The organism is Streptomyces sp. NPDC111606, assembly GCF_055656945.1.
Window position 1 is genome coordinate 247,868 of the sequence record NZ_JBVKBY010000011.1, and the last position, 20,846, is coordinate 268,713.

The 20,846-nt window shown below is 70.0% G+C and carries 17 protein-coding genes; 11 read left to right on the top strand and 6 right to left on the bottom strand.

Annotation, left to right across the window (positions count from 1 at the left end; all coding sequences use genetic code 11):
- Positions 1–485 precede the first annotated feature (485 nt).
- The 8 genes from ACZ7M7_RS34085 (at position 486) to ACZ7M7_RS34120 (ending at position 11,090) form a co-directional block, all read left to right on the top strand.
- Positions 486–4,307 carry a sensor histidine kinase gene (locus tag ACZ7M7_RS34085; RefSeq protein ID WP_472123675.1) on the top strand — a complete coding sequence of 1,274 codons (3,822 nt, stop codon included), beginning with the start codon at positions 486–488 and terminating at the stop codon, positions 4,305–4,307.
- A 9-nt stretch (positions 4,308–4,316) separates the two neighbouring features.
- Positions 4,317–4,730, top strand: coding sequence for a roadblock/LC7 domain-containing protein (locus ACZ7M7_RS34090; protein ID WP_093910158.1), 414 nt, complete (start codon positions 4,317–4,319; stop codon positions 4,728–4,730).
- Positions 4,731–4,844: 114 nt separating this feature from the next.
- Positions 4,845–5,243, top strand: coding sequence for a DUF742 domain-containing protein (locus ACZ7M7_RS34095; protein ID WP_003997626.1), 399 nt, complete (start codon positions 4,845–4,847; stop codon positions 5,241–5,243).
- A complete protein-coding gene (locus ACZ7M7_RS34100; protein WP_030051303.1) occupies positions 5,224–5,799 on the top strand; it encodes a GTP-binding protein in 576 nt (191 codons plus the stop codon). The genes ACZ7M7_RS34095 and ACZ7M7_RS34100 overlap by 20 nt, the downstream gene beginning before the upstream one ends.
- Before the next feature lie 388 nt (positions 5,800–6,187).
- Positions 6,188–9,436: a nitrate- and nitrite sensing domain-containing protein gene (locus ACZ7M7_RS34105; RefSeq protein ID WP_472123678.1), complete on the top strand. Its 3,249-nt coding sequence runs from the start codon at positions 6,188–6,190 to the stop codon at positions 9,434–9,436.
- 10 nt (positions 9,437–9,446) lie between these two features.
- Positions 9,447–9,860, top strand: coding sequence for a roadblock/LC7 domain-containing protein (locus tag ACZ7M7_RS34110; protein WP_005479603.1), 414 nt, complete (start codon positions 9,447–9,449; stop codon positions 9,858–9,860).
- A gap of 95 nt (positions 9,861–9,955) precedes the next feature.
- Complete coding sequence (locus ACZ7M7_RS34115) at positions 9,956–10,528, top strand: DUF742 domain-containing protein (RefSeq protein WP_383607451.1); 573 nt, start codon at positions 9,956–9,958, stop codon at positions 10,526–10,528.
- Positions 10,509–11,090 (top strand): GTP-binding protein, encoded by a 582-nt coding sequence (locus tag ACZ7M7_RS34120; protein WP_026248371.1) that lies wholly within the window; start codon positions 10,509–10,511, stop codon positions 11,088–11,090. The genes ACZ7M7_RS34115 and ACZ7M7_RS34120 overlap by 20 nt, the downstream gene beginning before the upstream one ends.
- Positions 11,091–11,235: 145 nt before the next feature.
- On the opposite strand, the gene ACZ7M7_RS34125 is transcribed toward ACZ7M7_RS34120, so the two are convergent.
- The 3 genes from ACZ7M7_RS34125 to ACZ7M7_RS34135 form a co-directional block, all read right to left on the bottom strand.
- Positions 11,236–11,430 carry an acyl-CoA carboxylase subunit epsilon gene (locus ACZ7M7_RS34125; RefSeq protein WP_369273619.1) on the bottom strand — a complete coding sequence of 65 codons (195 nt, stop codon included), beginning with the start codon at positions 11,428–11,430 and terminating at the stop codon, positions 11,236–11,238.
- Between the two features lie 46 nt (positions 11,431–11,476).
- Positions 11,477–13,060 (bottom strand): acyl-CoA carboxylase subunit beta, encoded by a 1,584-nt coding sequence (locus ACZ7M7_RS34130; protein ID WP_362384238.1) that lies wholly within the window; start codon positions 13,058–13,060, stop codon positions 11,477–11,479.
- A gap of 154 nt (positions 13,061–13,214) precedes the next feature.
- Positions 13,215–15,545, bottom strand: a complete 2,331-nt coding sequence (locus tag ACZ7M7_RS34135) for a polysaccharide lyase 8 family protein (protein WP_472123681.1) — start codon at positions 15,543–15,545, stop codon at positions 13,215–13,217.
- Positions 15,546–15,698: 153 nt separating this feature from the next.
- Between ACZ7M7_RS34135 and ACZ7M7_RS34140 the strand changes: the two genes are divergently transcribed.
- Positions 15,699–16,253, top strand: coding sequence for a YceI family protein (locus ACZ7M7_RS34140; RefSeq protein WP_472123684.1), 555 nt, complete (start codon positions 15,699–15,701; stop codon positions 16,251–16,253).
- Positions 16,254–16,309: 56 nt separating this feature from the next.
- Here the strand turns inward: ACZ7M7_RS34140 and ACZ7M7_RS34145 are convergent, their stop codons facing one another.
- The 3 genes from ACZ7M7_RS34145 to ACZ7M7_RS34155 all read right to left on the bottom strand — a co-directional run bounded on the left by ACZ7M7_RS34145 (position 16,310) and on the right by ACZ7M7_RS34155 (position 18,345).
- On the bottom strand, positions 16,310–16,870 hold the full coding sequence (locus ACZ7M7_RS34145) for a YdeI/OmpD-associated family protein (protein WP_472123687.1): 561 nt from the start codon (positions 16,868–16,870) through the stop codon (positions 16,310–16,312).
- A 78-nt stretch (positions 16,871–16,948) separates the two neighbouring features.
- The gene (locus ACZ7M7_RS34150) at positions 16,949–17,632 is read right to left on the bottom strand and encodes a DUF899 family protein (protein WP_383628546.1); all 684 of its coding nucleotides are present in this window, start codon (positions 17,630–17,632) and stop codon (positions 16,949–16,951) included.
- 98 nt (positions 17,633–17,730) lie between these two features.
- On the bottom strand, positions 17,731–18,345 hold the full coding sequence (locus tag ACZ7M7_RS34155; protein WP_472123690.1) for a TetR/AcrR family transcriptional regulator: 615 nt from the start codon (positions 18,343–18,345) through the stop codon (positions 17,731–17,733).
- A gap of 76 nt (positions 18,346–18,421) precedes the next feature.
- On the opposite strand from ACZ7M7_RS34155, the gene ACZ7M7_RS34160 reads away from it, so the two are divergent.
- On the top strand, positions 18,422–19,420 hold the full coding sequence (locus ACZ7M7_RS34160; RefSeq protein WP_472123694.1) for a DMT family transporter: 999 nt from the start codon (positions 18,422–18,424) through the stop codon (positions 19,418–19,420).
- 635 nt (positions 19,421–20,055) lie between these two features.
- Complete coding sequence (locus ACZ7M7_RS34165; RefSeq protein WP_369273609.1) at positions 20,056–20,838, top strand: S1 family peptidase; 783 nt, start codon at positions 20,056–20,058, stop codon at positions 20,836–20,838.
- The last annotated feature ends 8 nt before the right edge of the window (positions 20,839–20,846 follow it).

The following is a 20,846-nucleotide window of genomic DNA, read 5'->3' on the forward strand; positions in this document are numbered from 1 at the left end:
TCACAGGCGCGCAGACCCTGTGTTCCGCATGTGAGTTTGCTCACGACTCTGCGCACGAATCGGGCAATTCAGGCCTGCAATTCACCCCCACGAAACGGACATTGCCCCCCTGAAGCCATCATTCCGCTCCTGATCATGGCGACTGGGACACCTCCCGCGCCCGAGCAGCTCGCGGGCAAAAGTCCGATATGGATGGGATAAGTCTCTACGGCAGGTAATCTCGCCATCACGTGGTGTCACGTATGTCACGGCTCGACATACGGGCCTTGTTGGAGATCCGGCACTGTGCTGGAATCTCACGGACCGCCGCAGGATCGAGCCGGCGCACAGGGGGCGCAATCGAGCGCCGTGCGGCGGCGAGGAGGGGGAGCCAGCGCCGGTCACTCACGACCATCAGGGAGCGTGTTCAGGACGCTCCCCAATACGCCGACACCGTGTCCGTCCGTTCACGCGGAGGGGCGCCTGGTCCAGAGGTTGCGACGCTAGTGCAGGGACGTTTCAAGAGGGATGGCAGCGCTTCGGCGGAGCCGGAGCACGGCGGGACCGACCGAGGTCCCTCGCCCCAGCACGCCCAGAACCCGGGCCCGGCCGTGTCCGTCGACGGCAGCGAGCGCTCCGGGCGCCCCGCCGTGTCGGCCTCCCCGGGGACGACCGGCGCTTCCACGCCCCCACCGCCGAAGAAGGCCCCCAAGTCCGCCACCGGTCCGGGCGCGCGAATAGCCCTGCGCAACTGGCGTATCTCCACGCGTCTGGTGGCGCTGCTGACGCTCCCGGTGGTCGCGGCCACCTCGCTGGGCGCCCTGCGTATCAGCGACAACATGGACGACATCCAGCAGCTCGACAACATGAAGCTGCTGACGGACATGACCAAGCGGGCCACCGAGCTCGCCGCCGCGCTCCAGGAGGAGCGCGACCAGTCCGCCGGTCCCCTCGCGCACGGCGCGAAGGCGACGGACTACACGGTCAAGGGCTACCGGGACAAGACGGACCGGGCCAGGGACAGCTTCATCGAGGCGTCCGAGGAGATCGACGACAGCAGCAAGGACGGCAACCTCAAGGGCGTCCGTGACAACCTCGTCCAGCTCGTCGGCGACCTGAGCGACATCGCGAAGATCCGCAACACCGCCTACCAGGCCAAGCAGAACTCCACGCAGACCGTGGAGGCCTACCACCGCCTGATCACCAACCTGCTCGGTCTCTCGCAGGACATGGCGGAGGCGACCAGCAACCCGGAGATGATCCAGAGCACGCGTGCCCTGGCGGCCTTCTCCACCGCCAAGGAGTACGCGTCCATCCAGCGCGCCGCCCTCGCCGCCGCGCTGCCCGCGAACAACGACACCGCGGGCCGTCTCTCCGAGAACGACCGGCTCTACGCCGAGTCGGCCCTGACGAGCCAGCGCTCCGAGCTGAAGAGCTTCCGGAGCATCTACGGCATCCAGGGCGCAGCCGACCTGCTGCAGTCGATCGAGAAGGGCAACCCGACGATCACGGCGAGCGACAAGTACGCCACCCGTGCCCTCGGCAACCCGAACGCCCTCGACGACCTGGAGAAGCGCTCCTACAAGGACTGGGTGGACGACAGCACCACCAAGATCCAGCAGATGCGGGCCATCGAGACCACGCTGCTGGAGGACATGGAGCAGAAGGCCCGCGAGCTGCGCAACGAGTCGGAGCGCGAGGCGATCATCTCCGGCGCGCTGATCCTGCTCGTGCTCGGTGTCTCGCTGGTCGGCGCCTTCGTGGTGGCCCGCTCCATGATCCGCTCGCTGCGCCGCCTGGAGGAGACCGCCACCAAGGTCGCCCAGGACCGTCTGCCCGAGCTGGTCAAGCAGCTGTCGGAGTCGGACCCGCAGGACGTCGACACCTCCGTCGAGTCGGTCGGTGTGCACTCCCGGGACGAGATCGGCCAGGTGGCCGCGGCCTTCGACGACGTGCACCGCGAGGCGGTCCGCCTGGCCGCCGAGCAGGCCCTGCTGCGGGGCAACGTCAACGCGATGTTCACCAACCTCTCGCGCCGCTCCCAGGGCCTCATCCAGCGCCAGCTCTCGCTGATCTCCGAACTGGAGTCCCGCGAGGCCGACCCGGACCAGCTGTCCTCCCTGTTCAAGCTCGACCACCTCGCGACGCGCATGCGCCGTAACGGTGAGAACCTCCTCGTCCTCGCCGGTGAGGAGCCCGGCCGCCGCTGGACCCGCCCGGTCCCGCTGGTCGACGTGCTCCGCGCCGCCGCGTCCGAGGTGGAGCAGTACGAGCGCATCGAGCTGTCCTCCGTGCCGACCACCGAAGTGGCCGGCCGGGTCGTCAACGACCTCGTGCACCTGCTCGCCGAGCTGCTGGAGAACGCGACGTCGTTCTCCTCCCCGCAGACCAAGGTCAAGGTCACCGGTCACGCGCTGCCCGACGGCCGCGTCCTGATCGAGATCCACGACACCGGCATCGGCCTCTCCCCCGAGGACCTCGCCGCGATCAACGAGCGGCTCGCCTCGCCGCCCACCGTGGACGTCTCCGTCTCCCGCCGCATGGGCCTCTTCGTGGTCGGTCGGCTGTCGCAGCGGCACGGCATCCGCATCCAGCTGCGCCCCTCCGACTCCGGTGGTACGACCGCGCTGGTCATGCTGCCCGTCGATGTCGCCCAGGGCGGCAAGAAGCCCGCTCCGGGCAAGCCCGGCCCGGGCGGTCCCGGTGCCTCCGGTGGCCCGGCCGCAGCGGCTGCCGCCGCCGGTGCGGCTGCCGCCCGTCGTCAGGCCGGCGGCGGCTCCCTCGGCGCGGGCGCGCCGGGTGGCGGTGCGCTCGGTGCCGGTGCGTCCGGCGGAGGCCGGCTCGGTGCCGGTCAGGGACCGCGGGCCGCACTGCCGGGGCGTGACGGTGGCGGACTTCCGGGTGGCCCCGGCGCACCGCGTGGACCCCAGGGTCCGGGCGCGCCGTCGCAGGGCCGGCCGGCTCCCGCCGGTGCGGGTGCCGGGTTCGGCGGCCAGGCTCCGGGTGCTCCGCAGGGACTGCAGGCCGCGGGCACGGGTCAGGATCCGTTCGGTGGCGGCCAGGACGCCTTCGGCGGCTCCCGCGGCGGCTCCCCTCGTGAGCAGTCCCGTCCGGGCGGTTCGTCGCAGCAGAACCCGCCCGCCGAGAAGGGCCGTCGTGGCCGTCAGCCGCAGCTGCCGCCGCGCGGTGGCCCGCGTGCCGAGCTGCCGGGCGGCAGCCAGCCCTCGCGCCCCAGCTGGAGCGACGAGAACGCGCAGCCGCCGGTGCCGCGCGCCTCGCTCGACACCCCGCGCGGGCACGACGAGGACTCCGCACAGACCTCCCGGATGCCGCGGATCGACGACCGTCAGGGCGCGGGCTCGGCCTCCGAGTTCCCCCGCCCGGACTTCGACGCCACCTCGCCGGGTTCGTACAACCCGCAGAGCACGGGTCAGTTCGTCCGCTCGGACGTCTTCGGCTCCTCGGGTGCCGGGCAGAACAACGCGTCGCAGACGGGCCAGTACCAGGCCCCGCAGGCCTACGACAACAGCTCGACCGGCCAGCACGCCCTGCCCGGCCGCCAGAACCCGGACTCCACCGGACAGTTCCAGCGGCCCCAGGGCAACCCGCAGGGCGGGCAGAACAACGCGTCGCAGACGGGCCAGTACCAGGCCCCGCAGGCCTACGACAACAGCTCCACGGGCCAGCACGCCCTGCCCGGCCGCCAGAACCCGGACTCCACCGGACAGTTCGAGCGGCCGCAGGTCAACGGCACGTACGGCGGCGGTTCCGGCTACGGCGCCACGCAGCCCCCGGCCCCGCAGCGTCCGCAGCAGCGGCCCACGCGGCAGGAGCCCGAGGCGCTGCCGCCGGCGACGGGTCCCGGTGACGGGCGTACCCCGCTGTACGACACGCTGGAGACCAACTGGTTCCACGGCGGTCCGCAGGGGCAGCAGCCCGAGGCGGGCGGCCAGGCTCCGGCGTCCGCTCCGCGGGAATCCCAGGCTCCTGCGGCGCCTCCTCAGCCGTCCTCCGCTCCCCAGCGGAGCGCATCGACCGCCTGGCGCAGCTCGCCGAACGACGACCTCGTCCGGCAGGCAGAACGCGTCCGGCAGCCCGCCGCGGGCGGGGTCACCACCTCCGGCCTGCCGCGCCGGGTCCCCAGGGCGAACCTCGTCCCGGGTACGGCTCAGCAGCAACAGCACCAAGCCGGTCCGCAGGTCTCGCGTGCGCCTGATGACGTACGCGGTCGGCTGACCAATCTCCGTCGGGGTATCGCGCAAGGTCGCCAGGTCAACAACGGCCAGACCGGCAGCTTCCCGAACCCCACTCACCAGCAGGAGCGTTAGTTGAGCCAGATGAGCCAGGCGGCACAGAACCTCAACTGGTTGATCACCAACTTCGTGGACAACACCCCGGGTGTGTCCCACACCGTCGTCGTGTCCGCGGACGGTCTGCTGCTGGCGATGTCGGAGGGCTTCCCGCGCGACCGAGCCGACCAGCTGGCGGCCGTCGCGTCGGGCCTGACCTCACTGACGGCGGGGGCGTCGCGGATCTTCGACGGCGGCAGCGTGGCCCAGACCGTCGTGGAGATGGAACGAGGATTCCTCTTCCTCATGTCCGTCTCGGACGGTTCATCCCTCGCCGTCCTGGCGCACCCCGAATGCGACATCGGCCTCGTCGGCTACGAGATGGCGCTGCTGGTCGACCGCGCGGGCGCGGTACTCACCCCGGACCTGCGTGCCGAGCTCCAAGGCAGTCTGCTCCACTGATCGCCCCCGGATCCACCCGTCTCACCAAATCACCGTCCGGCCGCCACAATCCCCCCACTGGCCCCTTACCAGACGGCTTGACTGACCGACTTGCTGTCCCAGCCCGGAGGATTCATGACCCCGCCCACCGCCTCTCATGATCCGTACGCGGAGCCGTACGAGGATGAGGGCGACCAGCCGCTGGTTCGTCCGTACGCGATGACCGGCGGCCGGACCCGGCCGCGCTACCAGCTGGCCATCGAGGCTCTGATCAGCACCACGGCCGACCCGGCAGCCCTCATGGGACTCCTCCCGGAGCACCAGCGCATCTGCCACCTGTGCCGTGAGGTGAAGTCGGTCGCCGAGGTGTCCGCGCTCCTCTCCATGCCGCTGGGCGTGGCCAGGATCCTCGTCGCGGACCTCGCGGAGGCCGGCCTGGTCGCCATTCACCAGCCGGGTGGCGACGAGAACAACGGTGGCGCTCCGGACGTGACGCTGCTCGAAAGGGTGCTCAGTGGACTTCGCAAGCTCTGAACCGGGTCGGGCGACCACCTCCGCCAAGATCGTGGTGGCGGGTGGCTTCGGCGTGGGCAAGACCACGTTCGTCGGCGCCGTCTCGGAGATCAACCCGCTGCGCACCGAGGCCGTCATGACGTCCGCTTCCGCGGGCATCGACGACCTCACGCACACCGGGGACAAGACCACCACCACGGTGGCGATGGACTTCGGTCGTATCACCCTCGACCAGGACCTGATCCTGTACCTCTTCGGTACGCCCGGCCAGGACCGCTTCTGGTTCATGTGGGACGACCTGGTGCGCGGCGCCATCGGCGCCGTCGTCCTGGTGGACACCCGCCGTCTCGCCGACTGCTTCCCCGCGGTCGACTACTTCGAGAACAGCGGGCTCCCGTTCGTCATAGCCCTGAACGGCTTCGACGGACACCAGCCCTACACGCCCGACGAGGTGCGCGAGGCGCTGCAGATCGGCCCGGACGCGCCGATCATCACCACCGACGCCCGGCATCGTGCCGATGCCAAGAGCGCGCTGATCACGCTGGTGGAGCACGCCCTGATGGCCCGGCTGCGGTAGCGCAAGTCGGGAGCTTCATACGGCAGTTGTCGTAGATGTACCGGAGCCGGCTGTGGCCTTTGACACGGTCGGCTTCGTTGTTCATAACGTTTCGGCAGAGGAATCGGGTGGTACGGCCACTCGTCGCGGTCAAGCGGTGTCGCTGCGCGCACAAACGCCCCGTCTTTTGGCGGGGCTCGCTCTTTATGACCGTTTTATCTAGGGCTTACATCATGCGGAATCCTCGACTTCCACTGTTTGGAAGAGCGCAGGCCGACGTGCTGGAATGCGAGAACTGCCTAATAGTCAAAGACGTACTCAGCGGTACTGCGTACTCGATGGCGAACTGGGCTCTGAGACACAGCGGCACATACGTAGGTGCCGACCCCGCCGGAAGGTTGTTGGTCGAGTGAGGCGAAGCAAGAGCAGTCCCGAGCCGTCGGCCCGGGGCAACTTCACCCCGCCGCCGCGCGGAGCGGCGCCCGCCCATGTGCCCGGATCGGAACCAACGGCCACGCCGGCCCCGAGCGGCGGCCGTCTCTCCCCGCGCAACTGGCGCGTGCCGACCCGGCTGAACGCGATCCTGCTCATACCCGTGATGGTCGGCCTCGTCATGGGCGGCTTCCAGGTGAAGAGCTCGATCGACACCTGGCAGGAGGCCGAGGACGCGGAGAACACCGCGCGCCTGGTCGCCGCCGCCCTGACCTACGGCGACGCTCTGCTGGAGGAGCGCGACCAGACCGCGGCGCCCCTGCTGGCGGGCAAGGGCGAGGACGACCCGACGGTCGTCAAGGCCCGCGCCACCACCGACAAGGCCGCCGACGCCTTCGACGAGGCCGCCCAGAACATGCCGGACCGGCCCAACCTGGTCCGCCGTCTGGACCGCTTCCGTGAGGTCGAGCCCGACCTGACCAAGCTCCGCGCGGCCGCCTACACGAGCAAGCTCAAGGGCGTGGAGACCGAAGAGGGCTACGTCGGGGTCGAGCACCGACTGCTGGAGTTCTCCAACGAGCTGGGCCTCGGCACCGGAAACATCACCAGCTACGGCCGTACGGTCTACGCCATCTCACTCACCAAGGGCGCGCTCTCGCTGCAGCGCTCCATCGGTATGCACATGCTGACCCAGCCGGGTCCCAAGGCCGAAGACCTCGCCAAGCAGCGCGTCGCCCTGTCGTCGTACGCCTACCTGGAGGGCATCGCCATCCAGGAGTACCAGAGCGGTGGCACCGAGGCGGACAACGCCAAGCTGGTGCAGGCCTCGAAGGACATCAAGGCCGAGGGCGCGGCCCTGGCGGCGGCGGCCAAGCAGAAGAACCCGGACTACGTCCCGCCGCCCACCAAGGACAACGCGATGGTCTCGGCCATCGCGCAGCTGTCCTCCACGGACCCCAGTGACCGCCAGGCCCTCGCCACGCAGGGCGTCACCAGGGACAACTGGTGGGCGGTGAACACCCTCAAGTACAACGCGTACCGCGACATCGAGAACGACCTCGCGAACACCGCGGTGAACGAGGCCGCCGCCATCTCGGACGACGCCAAGCGCGACGCTCTGATCACCGGTGCCGTCGTCGTGGTCGCCCTGCTCGCCGCGTTCATCCTGGCCGGGATGGTCGCCCGCCAGATGAGCCGTGCGATGCGCCAGCTGCGCAACGCCGCCTTCGGTATCGCCGAGCAGCGGCTGCCGATGCTGGTCGACCAGCTCTCGCGCACCGACCCGGGCCGCGTGGACACCCGCGTCCAGCCCATCCCGATCAACACCCGCGACGAGATCGGCGAAGTCGCCCGCGCCTTCGACCAGGTCCACCGCGAGGCCGTCCGGCTCGCCGCCGAGCAGGCCCTGCTGCGGGGCAACATCAACGCGATCTTCACCAACCTGTCGCGCCGCAACCAGTCGCTGATCGAGGGCCAGCTGACCCTGATCACCGACCTGGAGAACAACGAGGCCGACCCGGACCAGCTGGAGAACCTCTTCCGCCTGGACCACCTCGCGACCCGTATGCGCCGCAACGGCGAGAACCTCCTGGTCCTCGCCGGCGAGGAGCCCGGCCGTCGCTGGGACCAGCCAGTCCCCCTCGTCGACGTGCTGCGCGCCGCCTCCTCCGAGGTGGAGCAGTACGAGCGCATCGAGCTCTCGGGCGTCCCGGAGGCCGAGATCCACGGCCGTGCTGTGACCGACCTCGTGCACCTGCTCGCCGAGCTGCTGGAGAACGCGACGACGTTCTCCTCCCCGCAGACCAAGGTTCGCGTGACCGCCACCCGTCTCCCCGACGGTCGGGTCATGATCGAGATCCACGACAAGGGCATCGGCCTCACCGCCGAGGACTTCGCGGACATCAACCACAAGCTGGCCAACCCGCCGACCGTCGACGCCGCGATATCCCAGCGCATGGGCCTGTTCGTGGTCGGCCGGCTGTCCGACCGGCACGGCATCCGCGTCCAGCTGCGCCCCTCCGGCGAGCAGGCCGGCACGACCTCGCTGGTCATGCTGCCCGACGCCATCACGCACGGCGGCGGCGGCGAGCACCAGCCGTCCCAGGACGAGTTCACCGTCTCGCAGATCATCCCGGAGCAGAACTTCCAGGGTGGCGAGAGCTTCGGCCCGCCGATGCGCACGGCCGCCGAGCTGGGCTTCGACGACAGCCGCTACACCGAGGTCCCGGACGACCTGCGCGACCTGGACCCGGTGGGCCGCTCCCTGATGCGCGAGGAGCGCCGCGCGGCCCTGGAGGCCCAGAACCACGGCCCGGACAACCCCGAGGCGTCCGGGTACGACGACTTCACCGGTCAGCCGGCCTACGACGGCCACAACGGCTTCCCCGAGCAGCCGGCCGGGTACGACCCGCAGCCGTCGTACGAGGAGCAGCGGCAGACGTCGTACGAGGAGCAGCAGCGGTCTGCGTACGAGGAGCCCCAGCGGGCGTCGTACGACGACACGTACTACGCGCCGAACGGTGGCCTGCAGCAGAACGACACCTTCTCGTCCGGCGGCGGCTACCCCGAGACCTCCTATGCGGAGCCGGTCCGCGAGGAGCCCGCAGCTCCGAGCGCACCCGCCCCGGAGTCCTTCCCAGCCTTCGAGCAGCGGCGCCACCAGGACGACTGGCCGCAGCAGAACGGCTACCGCAACGGCTACCAGGACCAGTACGCTCCGGAAACGGAATCTGCGCAGGCCGATGACTCGAACGAGCGCGACCGCGTAGGCTTCGACCGTCCGGGACCGGCCTCCTCCGCGGCCCACGCAATGACCGACGCCGGGCTCCCCCGCCGCGGATCCGGCGCGAGCGGCAGCAACGGCGGACGGCCCGCGCGGCAGGAACCGTCGGCCCCCACGCCGGAGAGCAACGGCGACAGCAGCTGGCGTTCGGCCAACGACGACCGCTGGCAGCAGGCCTCGCAGCTCCGGAAGCCCAAGGCGGGCGGGGTCACCTCCTCCGGCCTGCCGAGGCGGGTTCCCAAGGCCAACCTGGTCGAGGGAGCCGCTGAGACCACCCCTCAGGGAGGTCCACAGATCTCCCGTGCTCCCGAGGACGTCCGGGGCAGGCTGAGCAACCTGCGCCGCGGTGTCCAGCGGGGACGCAGCGCGGGAAGCGAAACGAACGGCCAGGCCACTAGGAATCACCACAGTGGTCCTGACAGCACCTACAACCAGGAGCGTTAGTGTGAGCCCGATGAGCCAGGCGGCACAGAACCTGAACTGGTTGATCACCAACTTCGTGGACAACACCCCCGGGGTGTCGCACACGGTGGTGGTCTCCGCCGACGGACTCCTTCTGGCGATGTCCGAAGGCTTCCCGCGCGACCGCGCCGACCAGCTCGCGGCCGTCGCCTCCGGTCTGACGTCTCTGACGGCAGGCGCCTCCCGCATCTTCGAGGGTGGCAGCGTGAACCAGACGGTTGTGGAGATGGAGCGGGGATTCCTCTTCATCATGTCCGTCTCCGACGGTTCCTCACTCGCAGTTCTCGCACATCCGGAGGCGGACATCGGCCTCATCGGGTACGAGATGGCGCTTCTGGTGGACCGTGCCGGTACGGTCCTGACGCCGGATCTGCGTGCGGAGCTCCAAGGCAGCCTGCTCAACTAACAGACAGTCGGTGCGTTTTGGCGTCCCGTGGCCGTAAGGTTTCGGGACGCGGCTCCACAAGATGGGTGCCAGGCACGGTCGGAGGAGGAGAGAAAGTGGCAACACCCCCAGACGGTTCGTCATCGGGCAACTGGTCGTACGGCCCTGGCCAGGGGCATGGCGACGGTTCCCGGAACCGGTACAACTTCCCCTCCACGCCCAGCCAGCGGCAGCCGTACCCCCCGCAGGGCCCCGGGCCCTCTCCGTACGACCAGCCGCCGGCGCCGCGCATCCAGCCGGTGCAGCCGCAGCGCCGCGCCCCTGAGCCGGCACCGGCAGGGTCGTCGTCCAACCCCTTGGTTCGCCCGTACGCCATGACCGGCGGCCGGACGCGCCCGCGCTACCAGCTCGCCATCGAGGCGCTGGTGCACACCACCGCGCAGCCGCACCAGATGCAGGGCCAGTTGCCCGAGCATCAGCGGATCTGCAACCTCTGCCGTGAGATCAAGTCGGTCGCCGAGGTCTCGGCCCTCCTGACGATCCCTCTCGGCGTGGCCAGGATCCTCGTCGCCGACTTGGCGGAGGCGGGCCTGGTCGCCATTCATCAGCCCGGCGGCGACGAGAACGCCGGCGGCCAGCCAGACGTGACACTGCTCGAAAGGGTGCTCAGTGGACTTCGCAAGCTCTAGCGGCGGTCCTTCCCGCTCCACCACCTCGGCGAAGATCGTGGTGGCGGGTGGCTTCGGCGTGGGCAAGACCACGTTCGTCGGGGCCGTCTCGGAGATCAACCCGCTGCGTACCGAGGCCGTCATGACGTCCGCTTCCGCGGGCATCGACGACCTCACCCACACCGGAGACAAGACGACCACGACGGTCGCCATGGACTTCGGTCGTATCACCCTCGACCAGGACCTGATCCTGTACCTCTTCGGTACGCCCGGCCAGGACCGCTTCTGGTTCATGTGGGACGACCTGGTGCGCGGCGCCATCGGCGCGATCGTCCTGGTGGACACCCGCCGTCTCGCCGACTGCTTCCCCGCGGTCGACTACTTCGAGAACTCGGGTCTGCCCTTCGTGATCGCCCTCAACGGCTTCGACGGCAACCAGCCGTACAACCCGGACGAGGTCCGTGAGGCCCTCCAGATCGGCCCCGACACCCCGATCATCACGACGGACGCCCGGCACCGGGCGGACGCGAAGTCGGCGCTGATCACCCTGGTCGAGCACGCGCTGATGGCACGCCTGCGCTAGCACTGCCGCACGCACGACAGCAGAAGGGGCCCTCTCCGCATCGGAGGGGCCCCTTCTGCTGTCGCCTGCGTCCCCTCTGCGGGGACGGCAGACGAAAGGGGGCCCACCCGGGCGGGTGGGCCCCCTTTCGAGGTCCTACGGGCCGTCAGCGCCAGCTGTGCGGGGCGCGGAAGCCCGGCTCGCGCTCCAGGCGGCGCCAGCCGGCCTTGGCGCGGCCGCGGTGGGCCGGGGCGGCGTCGGTCGGCTGGGCGGCGGCACGCGCGAGCAGGATCGCCGTGATGGCGGCGACTTCCTCGGGCTCGGCGTGGCCCTTCTCGACGCGGATATCAGGGAGGTTCATGGGTGTCAGTCTCCGTGAGAGAGGTTTCCGCAGGGGTACCGGTGGGTTACTGCGGGGGGTTGCCGTGCTTGCGGGACGGCAGGTCGGCGTGCTTGGTGTGGAGCATCGCCAGGGACTTGACGAGCACCTCGCGGGTCTCCGCGGGGTCGATCACGTCGTCCACCAGGCCACGCTCGGCCGCGTAGTAGGGGTGCATGAGCTCGGACTTGTACTCCTTGACCATGCGGGCCCGCATGACCTCGGGGTCCTCGGCCTCGGCGATCTGGCGGCGGAAGATGACGTTGGCCGCACCCTCCGCGCCCATCACGGCGATCTCGTTCGTCGGCCAGGCATAGGTGAGGTCGGCGCCGATGGACTGGCTGTCCATGACGATGTACGCGCCTCCGTAGGCCTTGCGCAGGATCAGCGAGATCCGCGGCACGGTCGCGTTGCAGTAGGCGTAGAGGAGCTTCGCGCCGTGCCGGATGATTCCGCCGTGCTCCTGGTCGACACCCGGAAGGAACCCGGGAACGTCCAGGAAGGTGACGATCGGGATGTTAAAAGCGTCACACATCTGGACAAAGCGCGCAGCTTTTTCCGATGCCTCGATGTCCAGCACACCGGCGAGGGACTGCGGCTGGTTGGCCACGATGCCGACCACCTGGCCGTCGAGGCGGGCCAGCGCGCAGATGATGTTCCGCGCCCAGCGCTCGTGGACCTCCAGGTACTCGCCGTCGTCGACGATCTCCTCGATGACCTTGGCCATGTCGTACGGCCGGTTGCCGTCCGCCGGGACCAGGTCCAGCAGCACGTCGCTGCGGCGGTCCGGCGCGTCCGTGGACTCCGCACGGGGCGGGTTCTCACGGTTGTTCTGGGGCAGCAGCGAGAGCAGGTAGCGCACCTCGGCGATGCACGTCTCCTCGTCGTCGTACGCGAAGTGGCACACGCCGGAGGTCTCGGCGTGCACGTCCGCGCCGCCGAGGCCGTTCTGGGTGATCTCCTCGCCCGTCACCGCCTTGACCACGTCCGGGCCGGTGATGAACATCTGGGACGTCTCGCGGACCATGAACACGAAGTCCGTCAGGGCGGGCGAGTAGGCCGCGCCACCCGCGCACGGGCCGAGCATCACGCTGATCTGCGGGATGACGCCGGACGCCTTGGTGTTGCGCTGGAAGATGCCGCCGTAGCCGGCGAGCGCCGAGACGCCCTCCTGGATTCGGGCGCCCGCGCCGTCGTTCAGCGAGACGAGCGGAGCACCCGCCGCGATGGCCATGTCCATGATCTTGTGGATCTTGGTGGCGTGGGCCTCGCCCAGGGCGCCGCCGAAGATGCGGAAGTCATGGGCGTAGACGAAGACCGTGCGGCCCTCCACCGTGCCCCAGCCGGTGATGACACCGTCGGTGTACGGCTTCTTGGACTCCAGGCCGAAGCCCTGGGCCCGGTGCCGGCGCAGTTGCTCGACCTCCCGGAAGGAACCCGGGTCCAGGAGCAGCTCGATGCGCTCCCGGGCGGTCAGCTTGCCCTTGGCGTGCTGCGCCGTGGTCGCCTTCTCGCTCGGGCCGGCCAGCGCCTGCGCACGGATCTCGTGCAGCTCGGCGGTCCGCCCGCGGGCGTCGATCGGCTCACCCGGTGCCTCATCCAAAACGGTCATGTAGTGACCTTACGAAGGACACCGAGGAAAGCGAGCCGTTGACTCCGTACAGTCTCCGGAGCCATTTCCTGGTACCACTGAACAGAACCGTCGTGGCATGCAGCCCTTCTGACTGCTCAGAGGGCGTGCGGGTTGTTGGGGTCGTACAAAGCCATCAGGCGAGAGCCACCTCACATCGATGGGTCGCGCATACCATCCCCGGAGTGACACGGACGCCCAGTCGGCGTCCCGTCGAGAGGATCTCGACCGAGTCGTCCTTGCGCAGGACCCGGCGTACCGGGTGGTCCCAGGTGATCTCCAGCGGCTCGCCCGAGCGCGGCGGCTCACTCACGCAGAGCGTAGCGGTACGGCCCCGGCGGCGGAGCAGCACGCTCGCGCCGGCGCCGGCGGTGAGCGGGCCCGCCGTACCCGGCTGCCAGAAGTTGGCGGCGGTGAGGCCCAGGGAGCGGACGTGGACGGCCTGGCATGCGCTGTCGTTGGCGAGGACCGACAGCCAGCGGGTGCCCAGGGCGGCCCGGGCCGCCACCTGATGCCGGCCGGCGCCGGGCATGAGGACGTAGACGTAGGTCGCGTCCGTCGGGTCCGTGCCGTGGTCGAGCCAGAGGGTCTGCCAGCGGCGGGTGCGGCGCTCCGTCGTGCTGGTGGTGTTGATGTCGGCCCAGGCGCCGGTGCGGTCCTCGCGCAGGGTGCGCAGTTCGCCGTACGGCACCACCCAGCCGCCGTGGCCCTCCAGGTGGGCCCAGCCGGGGCCGCGTACGAAGGTCCGGGTGCCGCCCTCCCCCAGGTTGCGGTTGTCGACGACGGTCTCGACGGGGACCGCGTCGGCGCAGGTGATCCCGGCTCCGAGGCAGATCACGGCGTCCGCGGTGCAGAACCACGACTTGCGGGCCTCCAGGGTCGAGCCGAGGCCCTTCAGGTGCTGCCCGATCGCCGCGTACTCGCCGTCCGTAGCGCCGCCGACCCACCGCACGTCGGGCCTGGGCTCGCCCCACTCGCCGCCGGCCTTGTCGGGAAGGCGCCTGGTGGAGACCGTCGTACCGGGGAGGCGGTACCAGTCCACGGTCGGCCAGTACCAGTCCGTGTACTGATCGCCGAGGCCCGGCGCCCACCAGGAGAGCATCCCGGCACCGGTGTGCCAGCCGCGCGGGTTCTCGCCGTTGCCGCACTCGTAGTGGGCGATGCGGTCACTGGCCATGGCGATGTTCGCGACGAAGCCCGGGCGGCGGTGGACGGCCCGGTCCATGGCGGCGAACAGGTGGTGGCCGACCGGGTCGGGGGCTGCGGCGACCGGCGACTCGGTGACGGTGTGCAGCCGGGCGAGGTCGGCCACCCCGAATTGACGGGCTGTCAGGATCGGTGTGACCGCGTCCCGTTCGATCCAGCCCTTGACGCGGCCGTACCAGCGCTCCCGCTCCGCCGCGCTCGCGCCGCCCGCGAGCAGGGCGATGGCGGCGATGATGCCCTGACCGTGGAAGTGGTCGCTGCGCATCACGTGCCGGTCGTCGCTCTTGAGGTAACCCCGGCTGATGGCACGGCCGTTGACGCTGTCCATCATCAACCCGTCGTGGATGAGCGGGGCGTAGGCGTGCTCGACGCTGTCGAGGACGATCTGCCTGTTCGGGTCGGTCACCTGCCACTCGGATCCGGCGAGCAGGGCGAAGAGGCGGCCGAGGCCGTCGAGGAGGACCTGCCCGTAGGTGCCGGAGTAGGCGACCCAGGTGTGCTGGACGAACGACCCGTCGACGTAGAGGCCGTCGCCCTTCGTGACGTACGGGAAGACCGGGGAGAGCGCGTCACGGGCGAGCGCGATCTTCGCCGGGGCCCGGCCGAGGATGCCGCGCAGGGCGACGCTGCGGCACAGGTCGACGCGGTTGGCGCCGGTGGAGGTGCCGGAGTAGTCGGTGAGCATCGCGTCCGGAATGAAGTGGTCGACGGCCGCGCAGGCGGCACCGATCCGGGCCTCGCCGAGGTGGTCGTACAGGGCGGCCGTGATGTCCGTCAGCAGGCGCGGACTGCCGATCTGCCATTCCCACCAGTTGCCGTAGCGGGTGGTGGAGGGGTTGTAGACGGTGGCGGAGAGGTGGTCGAGGCCGCGCAGGATGTCGGCGAGGAGGGCGGGGTCGGCGGTGGAGCCGGTGCCCTGCTGGACGTAGGCCTGGGTCATGGTCCACAGGCGGCCGTAGCTCTGGGTGATGCCGGCGGGCGGGTCGTAGGGGTGGCCGGGCCACAGGGAGGTGGGGGTGGGGGCCATGGTGACCCGGAAGCCGCGGGCGAGGGTGCCGGTTTCGGCCAGGCGCGCGGCGTACGGCTCCGCCGCGGGGTCGTAGCCCGTACCGAGGGCGATGTCGAGCCAGCGGAGGCGGAGGGTGTCGTAGGCGTCGGCCGAGGCGGTGCGGGCGGCGGGAGCGGCGGTGGCCAGGAGCGCCGCAGCGAGCAGGACGGCTCGGCGGGTGGGTCTGGTGAGCCCGGTGCGCTGAGAGGTCATGTCATGGGCATCTACCACCTCAGGGTAATCACGCCAACACTTTGCGGATGATGTTGAATCTCGAACGGAATAGGTCTACGGTCGGTCGCGTTGATGTAGTTCAAGATTCAACATTGGCGGCCGCGAGGCCTCCTCACCCCTAAGGAGCACATCATGGCGAACCCCGACCTGACCGCCCTGACCGGCGAGTACACGATCGACGCGGCCCACTCCACCATCGGCTTCACCGTGCGGCACGCCATGGTCACCAACGTCAAGGGCAAGTTCCTCGACTTCAGCGGCTCGCTGCAGCTGGACGGCGCCGACCCGGCCGCGTCCAAGGCGTCGATCGACGTCAAGATGGACAGCATCGACACCGGGTCCGCGGACCGCGACGGGCACCTCAAGAGCGCGGACTTCTTCAAGATCGAGGAATTCCCCACGATGACCTTCCGCTCCACCAAGGCGGAGTCCCTCGGCGGCGACGACTACCGCATCACCGGTGACCTGGAGATCCTCGGCACCACCAAATCGATCACCATCGACCTGGAGTTCAACGGCGCCGCGAAGGACCCCTTCGGCAACGAGCGCGTCGGCTTCGAGGGCAAGGCGGAGATCCTGCGCTCGGAGTGGGGTCTCACGTGGAACGCGGCGTTGGAGACGGGTGGCGTGCTGGTCTCCGACAAGATCAAGCTGCACTTCGACATTTCGGCGATCAAGAACGCGTGACCCTTCCCTGAGGTGACCCGATGGCACAGCGCCGGTGAGTCCGTCACTCACCGGCGCTATGTCAGTTGCCGCAGGATCGCGGCGACCTGAGCCGCTCGGCTCTGCGGGGTCCGGGCGCGCAGGAGCCCGAGCATGAGCTGGTAGCGCTCGGTCCTGCCCAGCTGCTCGAAGGCCGCCAAGGCCCGGGGGTCCTCCGCCAGCGCCGCGGCCAGCTCGTCCGGGACCTGGGCGTTGCGCTGCGACTCGTACGCCCCCTCCCACCGCCCGTCCGCCTTCGCGGCGTCCACTTCGGCGAGACCCGACGGGCGCATCCTCCCCTCGGCGGACAGTTCCGCCACCCGCCGGACATTGACCATCGACCAGAGGCTGCCGGGCCGGCGCGGGGTGATCCGCTGTACGTAGTACGACGCGTCGAGTCCCTTGCGCTGCCCCGTGATCCATCCGTGGCACAGGGCCACGTCGTTGACCTCGGCGGCTGTGACGGAGGGAATGCCGGAGTCCTTCTTGGCGACCCTGACCCAGAGGCCGGGGTGCGGGGCCGGGTGCTCCGCCAGCCAGGTGTCGAGGGCGTCGGCGGAGGCGAAGGCGCGGGGTTGCGGGTCGCGGTGCGGGCTCATGACGCAAACGTAGGGGCGAAGTAGGTCAGGAAGTGTCCGCCATCACCGTGCTGTCGGGCCGGCGGCCCGGATCCCAGGTCAGTAGACGACGCTCGGGTACCAGTCGCCGCGTCCCTTCGGCAGCAGGTCGAGGAGGGGCCAGACGGGGGCCAGCAGGTCGATGCCCCGCTCGCCGATGTCGTCGGACATGCGCGGGTGCGCTGAGTAGAAGTGGCGCATCGTGCCGTCGGCGTCGCGGGTGAACACGGAGACGGTGGAGTCCTGAGCGCCGTCCTTGTCCTCGCTGCCCGTGTCGTACTTGAACGTGCTGTCGCCGCAACTGAGCAGCCGCAGCCGGTGCCAGCCACGGTCGCGCGCGTGCTGCCGCAGGACGGGCGGGTCGGCGGCCGCCGCGATGACGAAGTCGGCATTGCGCGTGACGTGGTGGCGGATGTTGCTGAAGCCGTCGATCCACATGGTGCACATCGGGCAGGGGTCGGTATCCGCCTTGCCGTACATGAACTGGTACATGAGCAGCGGCCGTTCGGGGGCGGTGAACAGCTCGCTCAGCCTCACCTCGCGGACGGGTTCGTCGCCGGCGTCGAGGTCGGCGGGGCCTTCCAGGAAGACGTAGTCGTCGACCGGCGGCCCGGGCGGGAGCGCGCGTCGGCGGGCGGCGACCTCCTCGCCCTGACGCATCAACTCGATCTCGGCGAGGCGCAGTTCCTCGCGGGCGGCGAGGTACTCGGCGGATTCTCCTGGCAGTCGGGTGTGCCGGAACATCGCGTCCTCCCGGGTCGGCTCCCGTCCCCCGTGCCACCTTCAGTCTAGGTCGGGGGCCTTGATCGCTCACCTTCGCAGCGGCCCCCGGAGCGACGGGCTCACGGCTGCCCTTCCGGTGCCTGGAGGAGGGCCGCGGCCTGGTCACGGGCGTGTGCGATCGGGTCCGGGAAGGTGTTCAGACCGTGGGCGACGAGCGCTCCCTCGTGAAGCAGCATCAGTGTCCGGCCCAGGCGGTCCGCGTCGTCCGGGGCGACGTCTCGCGCGAGACGGGTGAACAGGGCGAGCATCCACTCCTTCTGCCCGGCGATCACCGGATGGGCCGGGTGGGCGGGGTCGCTGATCTCGGCATGCGCGTTGACCATGCTGCATCCCTTGGAGCCGTACTCCGCCGACCACGCGCGTGAGGCGTCGAACACCGCCAGGACGCGCGCCTGCGGTGTCGTGTGCGCCGTGTCGAGGTGGTCGTCGAGGTACTGCGCGAGGAAGGCCCGCCAGCGCTCGTCGCGGCCGGTCAGGTACTCCACGACGATCCGCTCCTTGGAGCCGAAGCGGTCGTAGAGGGTCTTCTTGGTCACCCCCGCCTCCGCGGCGATGAGGTCCACGCCCACGGCGTGGATGCCGCGCTCGTAGAACAGCCGCTCGGCGGCTTCCAGGACGCGTCGTGCGGCGCGCGTCATCGTGACGCGCTGCGGCTGCTGCTCTGCGGTGCCCATGGCATCCGAGTATACCGATCTGTATACTTTCCGGTGCGAGCAAGGTATACCGATCTGTTTACTGGAAGTGGTTGGCGTGAACGCCCTGCTGTCCATCGCCTTCGTCCTCAGCTGGAGCTCCGGGTTCATCGGGGCCAAGCTCGGCGCCGGGAGCGCGTCCGCGGTGACGATCCTGATGTGGCGGTTCCTGCCGCTCGCCGTGATCCTCGCCGTCGTGGCCGCTGTACTGGGTCGCGCGTCGTGGCGGGGTCTGACCCGGCGGGACATCACGCGCCAGGCCGTGATCGGCACGCTCTCGCAGAGCGGCTATCTGCTCACCGTCTACTACGCCATCCAGCTCGGCGTCTCCAGTGGCACCACGGCCCTGATCGACGGCGTCCAGCCCCTGGTCGCCGGTGCGCTGGCCGGGCCACTGCTGCGGCAGTACGTCTCAGGCCGGCAGTGGCTGGGGCTGTGCCTGGGGGTGAGCGGCGTCGTCATCGTCACCATGGCCGACGCCACGGCGGCGACCGGCGTTGCCGCGTGGGCCTATCTCATCCCGTTCCTCGGCATGCTCTCGCTGGTGGCGGCCACGTTCCTCGAGAGCCGCTCCCGGACGCCCGTTCCGCCCGCGGTGGCGCTCACCGTCCACTGCGCCGCCAGCGCCGTACTGTTCACGGCGTTCGCGATGAGCACCGGAGCGGCCGTGCCGCCCGCCGAGGCCGGTTTCTGGGCCGCGATCGGCTGGCTCGTCGCGCTGTCCACGTTCGGCGGGTACGGGCTGTACTGGATGATCCTGCGGCGCTCCGGAGTCACCAAGGTCAACACCCTCATGTTCCTCATGGCGCCGGTCACGGCGGTGTGGGGAGCGTTCATGTTCGACGAGCCGTTCGGTGCGCAGACCGCGATCGGCCTGGTCGTCGGCCTTGCCGCCGTCGTCGTCGTGTATCGCGGGAGCGGCACATCCCGTGCGCGTGCCATCCGGCCGCGCCCGAAAACCGGTGACTCTCCTCGGCAGGGCCCGCATGGCCTGCCCGCGTGTCCAGCGCCGAAGCCTCCAGACTCCGGCCACCGGCTCTCCGGTGGCTGCTCGTGATGTCCCTCTGATCAGCGTTCGCTTCCGCTTCCGGGCTCACTCCGCTGCCGGACGGCCGTTCGACGTGCCGTTCCGTCTTCACCTTCTACTTCGAGTTGCGGAGTTTCTTCATGCCGTTCGCTCTCTTTCTGCTGGGCGTCGCCGTGTTCGCGCGGGCCTGGCTGCGGGAGCGCGGCATCGATTGGATGCCGTTCGAGGCCGGTGAGGTCCGCTGGGATCGCGTGTGCGCGCCGGGGGCCGACGGGCGGCGGGCGGCGGCGGGCGTGGATCACGGTCCATGTCGCCGCCGGTGCCCTGTGGCGGCTCGGGTTGCACCCCGGTCAGCCGACCTCCGTCGCCAACGGGCCGTCCCCGCCCGGCTGGTGGCATGCCGCCGGGGAGCGGTACGCGCACGCGACGCGGGCTCGGGCGGGAGGCACGGGGCCTGAGCAGGCGTGGCCGGAACGGGACGAGGCCTGAACCCGGCGTGGCTGGAATTGGCCCCTTGTGGGGGCGGTCACAGGATTCCCATAATCCAGCAAAGGAATTGACCGGCGCATGTCAGCAGAAGGTCACTCCCCCTTGCTTGGCATGCCCCCTACATTTCAGTGCTCTCTCCACGTTCGTATGTCCAACCCCCCACGGAAGGCATCACGTTGAAGAAGCTCCTCACCGCCCTCAAGAGATGCGCGGTCCTCGGCGCCGCCGCTCTCGCGATCGTCAGCCTTCAGCCCGTCTCGGCCGCGCAGGCCGCAGACTCGCGCGTCGTCGGCGGAACCCGTGCCTCGCAGGGCGAGTTCCCGTTCATGGTCCGGCTCTCCATGGGCTGTGGCGGCGCGCTCTACACCCAGCAGATCGTGCTCACCGCCGCGCACTGTGTGGGCGCGACCGGCCCCAACACCAGCATCACCGCCACCGCCGGCGTCGTGGACCTGCAGTCCACCAGCGGCCGCGTCCAGGTCCGCTCCACGTACGTGTACCGCGCCCCCGGCTACAACGGCGACGGCAAGGACTGGGCGCTCATCAAGCTCGCCCAGCCGATCAACCTGCCGACGCTGAAGATCGCCACGACCACGCAGTACAACACCGGCACCTTCACCGTGGCCGGCTGGGGCGCGGCCCGTGAAGGCGGTGCCCAGCAGCGCTACATGCTCAAGGCCAACGTGCCGTTCGTCAGCGACGCCCAGTGCCGCTCCTACAGCGGCTACAGCGGCCTCATCGCCAACGAGGAGATCTGCGCCGGCTTCCCGTCCGGTGGTGTCGACACCTGCCAGGGCGACTCCGGCGGCCCGATGTTCCGCCGCGACGCGAGCAACGCCTGGATCCAGGTCGGCATCGTCAGCTGGGGCATAGGCTGCGCCCGCCCGAACGCCCCCGGTGTCTACACCGAGGTCTCCACCTTCGCGTCGGCGATCGCCTCCGCGGCGTCGTCCCTGTGACGTCCCTG